The organism is Imperialibacter sp. EC-SDR9, assembly GCF_902498805.1.
GTDB lineage: Bacteria > Bacteroidota > Bacteroidia > Cytophagales > Cyclobacteriaceae > Imperialibacter.
In genome coordinates, this window is sequence record NZ_LR701582.1 from 100112 (window position 1) to 113179 (window position 13068).

Sequence of the window (13068 nt, forward strand, 5' to 3'; positions counted from 1 at the left end):
CTGGTTTCTTGCTAGGCATTTCTTGTCTTTTAGAAAATTAACTCATTTTAAGCTTTTTTCAGGACAAAAAAAGACCGGAGGCATAAAACCCCCGGTCAACCCTACAAACCTTTCGGGTGCTTTCCCGAAATGAAGTGGAATGATACTTTGTAGTTTGTCGTTGCGGCTAAGCAACAGAAAAATGTTTGGTGGCCTAGCTGGCCATTTTCGGCATTCTTTCTATTTGAGATTTATCTGAAACCGTATAGTTAATCAATATCGTTTTGTCTGAACACTGGAGAATGGCGTCGTCTTTTAAAATTGCTTCGCTGATAAACCGGGTCGCTCCAATAATCACCTGGGAACCTCCTTCTACCGAGATGAACTTCACTTCTTTGCAATTGAGCTTGCTGAAATCCAGGCGGCAATTGCCGGATGCATTTTTCACTGTGAGTTTCCGGCAAATGCCGTTGAATGAAACGGCACCGGTGCCTGCAATATCAAATTCGACAGCACCCTTCGGGTTATAAATCATGCCAGCCAAATCGAACTGACCATTAGCGATGAATTCTACGTCACCAAAATTTCCTATGAGAAGGTCGCTGCTTTTGCTGTCACCTTCGAACTTCATTGTTCTGTTGTTTGAGTAGGGTTGTATCATAATGTATCAGTTTACTGGTGCAGGAATGAGCAGTAAAGCCAAAGAAGTCAATGAGCTTCGAAACTTCGATGTTTTGTAATCCACCGCATCCCTGTTGAGTATTATGAAATTACCGAGGCGGGATGGAAAGGGAAAAAAGTGATTGATGAATATAGAAATATTTACGCTAACTGTGTTTTAAACTGTTGATTATGAGTGAAATAACATATTTGTTACTGGTGTCGTGTATAGATTAAATATAGCGAGGTAAGCGAAGATTTGGGAGGAGATATGCTGAGAGGGTCAATCTATTTCAGGACGGAGCAGTGTTCTTCTTTTAGCCTACAGCAATAGTTGCTTGTTAAGATTGTCGGTAACCTTCTGAGATGAAGGCTCAAGCCTGTCAATGTAGTTGAGAAGTTGTACATGTTTTTCTCTTTGCGCAGGGCTGTCACCCTTCGCAAGATTATGCCGCCCTTTCAGGGCTCGGAGGCAATCGTATCCAAGCCCTGAAATGGCGATATACCCGCAGTCTTGGGTGTAGCCCAATCCTGATGATAATGGCCGTTAGTTTTTTATATTTTTATTTTACGAAGGGCCGCCACCCTTCGCAAGAATATACCGCCCCTTCAGGGCTCTGAGGTGATCGTATTCAGGCCCTGAAAGGGAGGTATACCCACAGGATTGGGTGAAAGCCCAATCCTGATGATAATGGCCGTTAGTTTTTTATATTTTTATTTCACGAAGGGCTGCCACCCTTCGCAAGAATATACCGCCCCTTCAGGGCTCGGAGGCAATCTTATCCAAGCCCTGAAATGGCGGTATACCCGCAGGATTGGGTGAAAGCCCAATCCTGAAAATGAAAGTTAAAAAAAAACAAAATTAGCTATGCCGCAATCTCTTGTAAAAAACTATGTTCATATCGTCTTTAGTACGAAGTACCGTGAGCCGTTGATACACGCACGTTTTGAAGAGCAATTACATAGCTACATGGGTGGGATTTGTAATGACCTGGAGTGTATGCCGATCAAAATAGGGGGATATGTTGACCATGTTCATATTCTCTGTTTGCTATCAAAAAAGATAGCCTTGATGAAGCTGCTCGAGGAGGTGAAATCTCATTCTTCAAAATGGATGAAGACCAAGCACGAGTCTCTATCAAATTTTTACTGGCAGGATGGTTATGCGGCATTTTCAGTCAACCCAAAACAAGTAGATAGGGTTATTGCCTACATTGCTGGCCAACATAAACACCATAGTCAAAGTGGTTTTATGGATGAATTCAGGAACCTGATGCTACAGAATCAAATGGAATTTGATGAAAGATATGTTTGGGATTAGGCTTGATGTTTTCTCTTTGCCATGCGAAGGGCTGCCACCCTTCGCATGTGTATGCCGCCCCTTCAGGGCTCTGAGGCAGTCGTATGTAAGCCCTGAAAGGGCGAAATACCTGTAGGATTGGGTGAAGCCCAATCCTGATGATAATGGCCTTAATTTTTATGTTTTTATTTTACGAGGGGCTGCCACCCTTCGCATGTGTATACTGCCCTTTCAGGGCTCTGAGGTGATCATCCAAGCCCTGAAAGGGCGAAATACCTACAGGGTTGGGCGAAACCCAATCCTGACTATCTAGCAGCCTTATTAATCGCCTTCAACAACGATTTGGATCCCTTGGCATCACCTTGAATTTGCCAGATCATGATGCCGGAAGCCTTTTCCCTGGCTAAAGCCACTTTCTTTTTCATGGTGGGTATGCCATTGTAATAGAGAATCTTCCCATCTGGCATTGTCCACTCATCTTTCAACTCTGAGCCTTCGAACGTCTCCACAATCTTGCCGTAGCTCATGCTGATCGCTTTGGAAGTAAGCTCCGGGCCATAGCCGTAACCATAAAATGGAACACCAAGTGTCATTTTACCTTTTGGCACCTGGCGATCTTCTCCAAAATAAGTGAGGTCATCCACAGCGTGCTCATACAAGGCATGAGGGCCGGGTTTCTCCGGCCGCCAGGGGCCGGTGCGGTCGTAGCTCATCACATTGACAAAGTCGAACTGGGCAATCGCTTTGTCGGTCAGCTGGTCTTTGTAGTACACGGCAATGGCCGCAGTCATGAGTTTGTTTTGTGCTCTTAGTGCTACACCGAGTTCTGTCACAAATGCTTCATAGTTCTCGTCAATATTGGCGCTTTCGAGGTCAACATCCAGCCCGTCCAGTCCATATTTGGTTACCTGCATCACGAGTGACTCAATGAATTTGCTCCTCTGGCCATCTTCAAGCAGGGCCTGGTACTGCGGCTGGTGGCTACCACCCCCGATGGAAAAGAGTACTTTTACATTGCGTTTGTGAGCTGCTTCAACGAACGGGACCAAGCCGGATAAATCATTGACAAAGTTCCCTTCCGTGTCTGGATTTAGAAACCATAGGTTCACGTGGGTGAGTTGTTTGAACGGAACGGTTTTCACCTCCCCAGTTTGCGCCGCTTGTAGCGAATAGTAGCCAACTACCCTGAATTCACTCTGAGCGCTGGCGATTGTGCTGAGGAGCAAGAACTGTAGAAACAAGACAAATGAGTTTACTCGCATAGCTAGAGGATGTTATTTTTCCGAAGGTAGGGTTTCCCTTCAAATGAACCGGCCTACAATACGTCAATGGTAAGGTGGGGGTAGGGAATGGTGATCAATGAAAACAATAAATCATAGTGAAGCAATGCGGTCCCCTACTTTGTCAATGACAACAGCCCAGTGAGTCTTCATTTCTGCTCTTTGGCTTTCGCTGATCAACTGATCCTGATGAAAAGAAAGCGTTGCCTTGTTTCCTGCCGGAATAACCCTGATCTGTAGCATAGAAAAATGTTCCCAGTTAGGTTTCTTCCATTTCATCCGAAGATGGGAGCCTTCCTGTAAGGTGGTGATAAGGCCTTCCATTCCTTCTTCGCTCCTGAAAGGTTGGTGATAAGGAAGCTCGGTTGCTACGTTGCCAAACCAAAGCTCAACGCCTTTTTTGGATAAAACAAATGCCCAGAGCTTATCCCTGTCAACCGCAAACGTCTTCCGAACACCGATCTGAAAACCGGCATCTTTTGTTTGTCCGATTGGCTTGTGGTCTTTCATACTTCAGTAACCAAACTAACTAGCCAGCAAGCTCTCAACTCTTGGAGACAATATATTCTTCCATTTTGACTGGGAGTGCTTGAACCGCTCATTTTCTTCCATGAAGTTTTCTATGGTAATGCTAAGTTCAGTTTCGTCGTCAAACTCGGATAGCTCATAGGTAATGTGAATGTAGTTTTGAGGCACATTGGCCAGCCCGGCGTTTGGATCAAAAGTAGAAAACTTAACCCTGACGTCTTTTTCGTATTCGAGGATGTCACCCGATCTGAAAGTTGCGCATGTTTCAAGGGAACTGGCCGCCTCTTCCGAGTTCCGTTCAGCGATTTCGCAGTTGTGAGCATACTGCTCGATCAGGGTAGGGCAGACGAGAGACTGCCAAACATTTGAAACAGTATTCTGGATACGATAGGTTCTTTTAATGGTAAGGCTGTGGTTCATTTCTTTGCTATTTATATTCAAAGAAATCCCTGCTACTGACAACCCTATGTCATCGAATTTGAAAAATTTTCAGGAAGATCTTTTATGTAGTCGTCCAGGTTGATGTGATCCTGCTTTTTAAAGGGTTTTGCCGTGCATTCAAGCTTTTTTATCCGCACCACACGGAAGTCCCGGTAGTCGTTTCTTTTCCAGCACCAGGCAATCATGTGCCAGTCGAACATGTAGAACAAAAGACCGACTGGCTCCACCTCTCTGGTGCTGGTTTCAAGCCCTTTGTTTTCATACGTCATTTTTAGCACTTGCTTACTGCTGATGGCCGTTTGAATGATCGTGAGATACTGCGTATCAAGCATTTCATGGTGCCACTTAAGTACTCTGGTTTGCTCGTGCAGATGATCCACGCCTTCCTTTTGGCTTCCCTTAAGTACAGCCTTTACTTTCTCGACGGCCGTTTTGCTGTGGCTGATGATGGATTTGTCGGTAAACTGATCAGCCAGCGAAGCCATGAGTATCAACGCATTGGCTTCTTCATTAGTAAAGGAAACGGGAGGGAGGAAATAGCCGTCGGTAATAAAGTATCCCTTGTTGGGTTCGAAGCCCAGGGGCAGGCCCATGTCAGAAATTGCCCGCAGGTCACGAAATACTGTTCGCTCACTTTTGTCGAACTTCTCGGCCAGCTGCTGAAGTGAGGTGTATTTTCTGGATTGGATATAAGTAACTACCCCAAAAAGCCGGTCTATTCTGTTCATAGCTATGAAATAGCCGTAAGGAGAGCCATACCCAACGAAATGAATAAAGTCGGAGAACCGTCGACTATCGCTTCCAAAAGGTTTTTGGCTATTCCATGTGGCCGTTGAAAAACAAATTTTATACACATGAAAAAGTGAACGACAATTTAGGAATTTATCTTACCCCCTGCAATGCAAATATTGCCTGTAAATAGCGGCTTAGGAGACAGTTATTCCTTCAGTCCCTTATATGCATTAATCAGCCCGTTGGTAGACGAATCGTGGCTGGTAACCGCACTACCGTTGAGTAGCTCAGGAAGTATTTGATTGGCCAGCTGCTTGCCAAGTTCCACACCCCACTGATCGAAGCTATACACGTTCCAGATGATGCCTTGCACAAAGATTTTGTGCTCATAAAGGGCAATCAGCGATCCAAGTGCTCTTGGGGTTAGCTTTTTCATCAGGAAGCTGTTGGTAGGCCTGTTGCCCCGGAATATTTTATAAGGTGTCAGCGCTTCAATATCTTCATCCGATTTGCCGGCCTTTTTCAATTCAGCAATGACCTCTTCTCTGGTTTTTCCAATCATCAACGCCTCTGTTTGCGCAAAGAAGTTGGAGAGGAGCTTTTCTTGATGATCTCCCAAAGGGTTTTGGCTGTTGGCCGAAGCAATGAAGTCGCATGGGATCAGCTTCGTGCCCTGGTGGTAAAGCTGATAAAAAGCATGCTGGCCGTTGGTGCCAGGTTCACCCCATACAATGGTGCCAGTTTCGTAATTCACATCTTTTTCATCACGGCCTACCGACTTGCCGTTGCTTTCCATTTCACCTTGCTGCAGGAATTGAGCAAAGCGGTGCATATACTGGTCGTAGCAAAGGATGGCCTGACTTTCTGCTTCAAAGAAGTTATTGTACCACACACCTACCAAGGCAAGTATGGTTGGGAGGTTTTCACCATGCGGTGCATTGAGGAAGTGGTTGTCCATGGCATGCGCCCCGTCGTGCAGCTCCATAAAGTTGTCGAATCCTATAGCACAGGCAATGGACATGCCAATGGCTGACCAAAGCGAATAACGGCCACCTACCCAGTCCCAGAACTTGAACATGTTCTCTTCTGCAATGCCAAACTGCACCACCTTCTCCGTGTTGGTAGAAAGGGCGATGAAGTGATTGCGAACATATTTCTCGTCCTTACAAGCCGCCAACAACCAATCTCTCGCCGACTCAGCGTTGGTCATGGTCTCCTGCGTGGTAAAGGTTTTGGAAGCGATAATAAACAAGGTAGTTTCCGGATCTACCTTTTTGAGCGTCTGCAGCAAATGAGTGCCATCCACATTTGATACATAGTGACTTTCGATGCCCTCTACCTGATAAGGCTTGAGCGATTCGGTAACCATGTATGGCCCCAGGTCAGAGCCTCCTATGCCGATATTGACAACATGACTGATAGCCTTGCCAGAAAACCCTTTCAATTCACCCGCATGCAGTTTTTCCGTGAAAGCCTTCATCTTTGACAGCTCCGCATTCACGTCTTCCATCACATTGTGCCCATCAACAATAATGGGTGTGTTGCTACGGTTGCGCAGGGCTACGTGAAGTACTGAGCGACTTTCGGTTACATTGATACACTCACCTGAATACATCTGCTTCTTGGCGTCCTGCAGTTTCACCTGATCAGCAAGCTCCAGCAGCAGATTAAGCGTTTCTTCTGTGATGATGTTCTTGGAGAAATCAAAAAGAAGGTCTTCGAACTTCAGATGGAATTTATCGAAACGGGAAGAATCCTTTTTGAAAAGATCCTTCATCTGTACTGTTTCCATCTGACCAAAATGAGCCTGAAGTTTCTTCCAGGCGTCTGTGGTGGTGGGGTTTATCTTAGGGAGCATCTTTTGTCAATAGTCAAAAAAACAGAGGCAAACATTGCGATAATTCCAGTGATTTTCAACTGCCGCCGCAATCGCATATAGCGCAAAGTGCCTTTATGTGTCATCGAAAACGTTTGAAATGACTTAAAAAAAACTGAAAAAAGATTGAATGTGGCAGGGCAGATTGCCCGCCGCACAGTTATATGCAAATTTTCAACTAAACCACCTGGGCCAGGGCCTTGTTGAAAGCCTCCATTTCGTCTTTGCGCCCTATGCTCACCCGACACCAATCCTGATTTTTGAAGTTCCATGATCTCACCAGCACGCCTTTTTCTTTCATGCGGCTGAGAAAAGTGCTGCCATTCATGTCGATGGGGAACATAGCAAAGTTGGTGAAAGAAGGGATGACGCTGGCACCAACGGCCTTCAGGCCTTTGTAGAGCAGCTGTTTGGATTCTTCTGTTTGCTGAACACTCATGCTTAGGAACGCTTTATCATCCACAGAAGCTGTCGCTGCCAGAACCGCTGGTCTGGATAGGTCAAACCCGCCGGTGGAGAATGGTTTCATTTTGGCCAGCAGGTCTGGTCTGGCTACACAATAGCCCACCCGTAAACCAGCAAAACCATGCACCTTGGAGAAGGTTTTGCAAACAATGACATTCTTGCCTTGCTGCACACAGGAAATCGTACTCGCTGTCAACCCTTCAGGGTGATAGTCGATATAAGCTTCGTCAACAAAAACAGGAGCTTTGCTGCTAATGGAATTACAGAAATCCCTCATCTCCTGTCCCGATACCTGGGTGCCAGTAGGATTCATTGGGTTCACTGTGTACACCAGTGATGTTTTTGCATTTACGGCGTCGGCCATTTTACCGAGTTGCTGGTTCAATCCGTTGTCTACATCAATTTTGACCAGCTTGCCTCCAACACCTTCGGCGTATTTTGGCAGGCTGTCGAAAGTAGGATGAGAAATCACGATCTCACCACCCTTCATGCCGAAAGCAACACCAGCGGCCATTAGCAATTGAGTAGAGCCAGCGCCAAGCAAAATATGATCTTCTGAAACGCCCTCGTACGCAGCGATTTTTCTTTGTAGTTCTGCTCTTTCGTCGAAAGGATACATGTAGCTGTCTTTCAGAGAATTGGTAATAGCAGCAATTGCCTTTTCCGATGGCCCAAATGGGTTTTCGTTAGCAAAAAGCCTGGCTTTTACGCCTTCCTGCCCTTCGAAATAGTAAAAAGCCCTTTCCTCGTCGGTCATGGAAACGAACTCAGCATTGTAAGAAGAAGATCTGGCAAAAAGAGAAGGTAAATTAACAAAAGCCGCAGATGCAGCCAGCGTGCCAGCCTTTAGCGCCTGACGGCGGGTGAGAGAAGTTTTCATAGGTAGTGTTGTTTGATACAATTTAGGGAATTGTTGGGAATTATCTTCACATCGCTCACTGTGTGTTAAATGGAAGAGGATGTCTCAAAAGCCCAAACCAAGTGTCAGGTTGAGCCTGTCGAAACCTTGTTATTTAGGGGTCTTAACATTTCGACAGGCTCAATGTGACATTCACGTGTTGAAATAGGGCTTTTGAGGCATCCTCTTTTAACCGCACTAATACTTTCTCTTACTCTTTCCCTATCGGCGGAGGGCCTTCAATCATAGGAGTGTACACATGATCGCCTTTTCTTTCTTTGAATTCTTTTTTCATCGCTTCCACCTTTTTTGGGTCTTCGAACAAGTCAATGGCGGACATAGAAAGGGCCTTTGCCGCATGAATCATTCCCTTGTGGCCAATGGACATTCCGCCGCAAGCCACCACAGCCCATGAGTGCCAGGGAGTGCCGTCAGGTGCCGTGGCTACGGTGAGGCGGGCAACAGGCACCACCCAACTCACATCACCCACGTCGGTAGAACCACCCCCTGGATGCTCGAGTGTTTCCTCCATGGGTTCTATCTTGCTATTCAAGCCAATTTGTGGCTTTCCTGTAGCCTCCTGGATCTTTTTGGCATAGTCTGTTTCGTCGGCTGTGTAGGTAATAGGGCCTAGCAGCTCAAGGTTTTTTTGGATAATAGCGCCCCCACTTCGGTTGACAAGCACTTCGTAAATACCCGACACAAGGTTAATTTTGTAGTCGACATTTGCCATGATGGCGGCGCCTTCCGCCATAGCCCTTACCCGCTGGTATACCTCGTTCATTCCTTCCCTTTTGTCGTCACGTACCCTCACCCAAATTCGGGAGTAGTCGGGCACTACGTTTACCACCTGGCCACCATCCTGAATGTGGTAGTGGATCCGCACGGTAGGCTTGATGTGCTCTCTGTAGGCGTTGATACCGTGGGCATACAGTTCCAGGGCGTCGGAGGCGCTGCGGCCGTTCCAAGGATCGCCGGAAGCGTGAGCAGCCTGCCCAAAAAACTCAACAGTAAAGTCCACCAGAGCCAGTCCGCTCTGCACGGCGGTTTTGGTTTCAGCACCCGGGTGCCAATCGAGGCAGGCGTCGAGGTCATCGAAAAGCCCGGCTTTCGCCATCCATATTTTGCCGAAGAACTTTTCTTCCGCAGGAGTACCGAAAAACTTGATAGTGCCCTTAAGCTTACCCTGTGCCATCAGGTCTTTTACCGCAACGGCGGCTCCGAGACTCGCCGTACCAAACAAGTTGTGCCCACAGCCGTGGCCGGGTTTGCCTTCATGTAAAGGACTTTTATAAGGTACAGTGTTCTGCGAAAGTCCTGGCAGTGCATCGAATTCACCGAGAATACCGATGACGGGGCTTCCGCTGCCATAGGTCGCAATAAATGCGGTTGGGATGCCAGCTACACCACGCTCAACTGTGAAACCGTTGGCTTCGGCATAATCGGCCAGCAGGTCGGCGGAGACAGTTTCCTGAAAAGCGATTTCCTCTGCCGCCCATATTTTGTCGCTGATGGTGGTGAGCTCTGAGGTGCGGCCCTCAATGTCTTTGATGGCGGCGGTTTTGCTCGCACTGATTTTTTGAGCGTGGGCATTTAGCACTGTAGCACAGGCGAAAAGTAATAGTAATCTTTTGGTCATAGACGAGCAGTTTAATGTTGGAAATAGAAGAGTAAAATGGGCGTTCGGAAGTCAATTAAGGAAAAAAAGTGGAACGTTGGAAGGGCGGTGCTGTGAACGGCCAGGATTAGTAATGCCAGGGTAGGGCTATGTCGGCAGTAGCGACAATTAATGAATGTGAAAGCTTGGAACCTCCCAAAACAAAACTTCCCGAAAGTTTTGCCATGTGTTGGCCACTTTCGGGAAGCTGAATTCATTGTTTATAAATGATTTTGACTTTAGCTGTCTTTGCCTACAAGTTTGGCGTCTTCTAATTTCGACGCCCCATTTTTAGAGAGGCGCATGGCTTCTTTACCGACAGTCTCAATTTTGCTAGAAACATTATCGATCACCTTATTGAACTTGGACTCCATCTCATCGAAATAATGATCTCCCTTCTTGCTTATTTTCTTCCTTGTGGCAGTGCCTTTAGCAGGGGCAAACAGTATTCCTAAGGCAGCTCCAATGGATGCACTTACCAATACACTAACTAATACTTTTCCAGCGTTCATAATTCTACGGTTTTGTTTACAAATAATTTATTGAAATGGTCAGGCTGTATTATACTTAACGGGAGAAAAGGCCTTTCTGTTATAAATTGAGGCTATTTTATGAACGAGGCAGTCTCAATCCGGCCAGGTATAACGGCTCAGTTGGCGTCGAGGGAGTCCAGGGGACTCTTTATCGCCGTTTGCCAACATTTCTCAGCAATGACCAGCGTGGAAATAAAAAGAATAAACAGAACGGGGAAGAGAATCAGCGTGGGGTCAAGGCCGATCCTGAAAGGATAGTCGTCCAGCCACGCTTTGGCACTGAACCATACGATGGGGTTGGAAATGAGGTAGGCGATGAGAATAAGTTTAAGAAAATCGTAGAGCAGAAGCAACATAATATTGTGGGTGGGAGCACCAAGAATTTTTCTGATACCAATTTCCTTTGTTCGTTTCTGTGTCACATAAGAGGCCAGCCCAAACATGCCCATATTAGCGATGACTATAGCGATAATGGCGAAAAAGAAGAACATTTTCAGCATGCCTTCTTCCAGCGCCAATCGGTTTTCGAAGCCCCTGCTCAGGAAGAAGAAATTGGGAAAATATGCCCCGATTTGAAATCTTATTTCCTGCAAGAAGGTTGATATGTTCTCACTTTGGTTGGGGTGGTAGAACAAGACAAAATCCATGTACGTTCTGTGTCGGAAGCCTGTAACGTAAATAGAGGGAGGAGCATCAGTCTGTTGGTTTTTGACCACGCCCACTACCATATGGTAGCCACCCCGGGAGTCAATGGTTTGCCCTACTGCCATTTCCGGGTCGCCGAAGCCTAACGCTTTGGCGGCCGATTCATTCACAACCAAAGAGTTGAAGTCGTCACCCATATTTCTGAAGTTACGCCCAGCCAGGAAAACTGATGAGGAGTCTTTCCAGTACTGATGGTCAATCACATATAAATTAAAGGTAGTGTCTTTTAGGCCGGGAAAGAGTTTTACATAAATACCGTCTTCTTGTTTTTCTACCGGTGCCAGGCCCGAAATGGCCTGCATTGTTTTGATTTTGCCCTGGTAGAGATTTGAAATATGTATGCCCCTGATGCCCTCGCCTCTGTTGTGAAGTATAAAACGGTCGACTTGATTGGTGAACTCCGCATTGGCGCCCGGCAGCCCGGGAAATACGCCGCTCATTTTGATCTCACGTGAGGTGCCACCGCTTCTTTCTATATAATCCAGCTGCAGATAGACAATGTAAACGGCCGAAAGGAAGATGATGGAGGAGGTTAGTTGGAAGATCAGCAGGGAGCGGATAATGCTGCTTCCTTTGCTAAGGTTGCCTGAGTTGATCACGCTAGTCTTGCCTCTGAGAGAGTCGATTGGATTGAGTGACGACAGGTGAAAGGCCGGATAGGCGCTGGATAACAGGGTGCTCACCAGGATAAGCAGAATAAGAAAGAGAACAAACACTGCCATGTTGGAATATCCCACTGGCGGGTAGCTGATGTTGGTATACATCACAATCAGCTTAGTGCCAAATAGAAAGAAAAAGATGCTGAGCAGCCCTGCAAGGGTGTTAGTGAGTAATGCCTCACCCACAAAGGTGAGGGTGAGTTGTGTGGGTGTGATGCCAAGCAACTTTCTCACGCCGATTTCCTTTGCCCGTTCTATGCTATTGATGATGGCGTTGTTGACATAGTTGGTGCAGGCAAGCACAACAATGATGACCGCAATCACGGCCAGAAAGACGAGTAAGGTGGGACTGATGCCGTCTTCGGGCTCATTGGAGATTTCTGTTGACAGATGAATGTCCTCAATCGGGCGGAGGAAAATCCCTTTTTCGTAAGTTTCCATTTCTGCGGAAGACCCCGGGGAAGTGGCCGCCTTTTCAATAGATGAAACATCAAAATCTGGCGACACGAGAATGTAAGTATAAATGACCTCCGATTGCTGCATGCCGGGATTGTCCATGCCGGTGGCTGGAGAGCTTAAAGAGACCAGTAGATCAAATTTGAGGTGGGTTTTCTCAGGCCTGTCGTCGAATACACCTCCTATAACATACGTTTGTTCGAAAAACCCCGCCGCAGCCGAAACAAACTCCTGGCCGACAATGGAACTGTTGTTTTCCATTTGTTGGGGAAAGATTCTTTTTGCCAGTGTGGCCGAGAGGAGCAAAGTGTTAGGGGCTGCGAGCGCTGAATCCCGATTTCCCTGGAGCAGCGTCAGTGAAAGTACATCCAGTATGGAGCGGTCGGCGTAGTAGGCCTTTTCAACAAATACACTGAGGGCAAGGGAATCATGTTTCTGGTATTTGAAGAAGGCACTGCCGTACTCTGAGAAGGGAAGCAGCCGGGCATAACTAGCTATTTCGACGTGGTTATTTGCCAGTCGGGGCCCGACAACCGGAGCGGTGAAGGCATCTCTGACTGTAATCTCGCCTCTTGTAGACGTAGTGGTTTCAACTCGAAAGACGCTTTGGGCTTGGGGAAGCCGGTCATAGAAGAGGTGTGACTGGATATAATTAAAAAGAAAAATACAGGCCGCCATGCCAAGTGTTAGCCCCAGAATGTTCAGGTAAGCCGCACCCTTATTGCGCAAAATGTTCCTTACAGAAATAAGGAGAAAGTTCTTAATCATTGTGGCAAGCAGTAGATAAAGTGCCTTCTGCGACAAACTGCGTGCCATGCAGGAGAACAGGTGAATCAGGTCTCTGGGTGTAGATTGACCAGATGGTATGTCTATTTTTTCTGTTCAAATATGTACAGAAA

Annotated in this window: 11 protein-coding genes; 1 reads left to right on the forward strand and 10 read right to left on the reverse strand. The window is 46.7% G+C overall.

Annotation, left to right across the window (positions count from 1 at the left end; translation table 11 throughout):
• Positions 1-193 precede the first annotated feature (193 nt).
• Positions 194-640: a hypothetical protein gene (locus GC130_RS11760; RefSeq protein ID WP_151998504.1), complete on the reverse strand. Its 447-nt coding sequence runs from the start codon at positions 638-640 to the stop codon at positions 194-196.
• 867 nt (positions 641-1507) lie between these two features.
• Between GC130_RS11760 and tnpA the strand changes: the two genes are divergently transcribed.
• A complete protein-coding gene (gene tnpA, locus GC130_RS11765) occupies positions 1508-1960 on the forward strand; it encodes an IS200/IS605 family transposase (RefSeq protein ID WP_151998505.1) in 453 nt (150 codons plus the stop codon).
• A gap of 284 nt (positions 1961-2244) precedes the next feature.
• Here the strand turns inward: tnpA and GC130_RS11770 are convergent, their stop codons facing one another.
• From GC130_RS11770 to GC130_RS11810, 9 genes are all read right to left on the reverse strand, one after another.
• A complete protein-coding gene (locus tag GC130_RS11770) occupies positions 2245-3201 on the reverse strand; it encodes a glycosyl hydrolase family 18 protein (protein WP_151998506.1) in 957 nt (318 codons plus the stop codon).
• Positions 3202-3312: 111 nt separating this feature from the next.
• Positions 3313-3729 (reverse strand): SRPBCC domain-containing protein, encoded by a 417-nt coding sequence (locus GC130_RS11775; protein WP_151998507.1) that lies wholly within the window; start codon positions 3727-3729, stop codon positions 3313-3315.
• Between the two features lie 15 nt (positions 3730-3744).
• Positions 3745-4167, reverse strand: coding sequence for an SRPBCC domain-containing protein (locus GC130_RS11780; RefSeq protein WP_151998508.1), 423 nt, complete (start codon positions 4165-4167; stop codon positions 3745-3747).
• A 44-nt stretch (positions 4168-4211) separates the two neighbouring features.
• Positions 4212-4916 carry a YafY family protein gene (locus tag GC130_RS11785; protein WP_151998509.1) on the reverse strand — a complete coding sequence of 235 codons (705 nt, stop codon included), beginning with the start codon at positions 4914-4916 and terminating at the stop codon, positions 4212-4214.
• 209 nt (positions 4917-5125) lie between these two features.
• Entirely contained in the window at positions 5126-6778 is a 1653-nt protein-coding gene (gene pgi, locus GC130_RS11790; RefSeq protein ID WP_151998510.1) for a glucose-6-phosphate isomerase, read from the reverse strand.
• Between the two features lie 196 nt (positions 6779-6974).
• Complete coding sequence (locus tag GC130_RS11795) at positions 6975-8141, reverse strand: histidinol-phosphate transaminase (RefSeq protein ID WP_151998511.1); 1167 nt, start codon at positions 8139-8141, stop codon at positions 6975-6977.
• Between the two features lie 229 nt (positions 8142-8370).
• A complete protein-coding gene (locus GC130_RS11800; protein ID WP_151998512.1) occupies positions 8371-9798 on the reverse strand; it encodes an amidohydrolase in 1428 nt (475 codons plus the stop codon).
• A 257-nt stretch (positions 9799-10055) separates the two neighbouring features.
• Positions 10056-10328 (reverse strand): YtxH domain-containing protein, encoded by a 273-nt coding sequence (locus GC130_RS11805; RefSeq protein WP_151998513.1) that lies wholly within the window; start codon positions 10326-10328, stop codon positions 10056-10058.
• Positions 10329-10465: 137 nt separating this feature from the next.
• On the reverse strand, positions 10466-12985 hold the full coding sequence (locus tag GC130_RS11810) for an ABC transporter permease (protein ID WP_151998514.1): 2520 nt from the start codon (positions 12983-12985) through the stop codon (positions 10466-10468).
• Between the last annotated feature and the right edge of the window lie 83 nt (positions 12986-13068).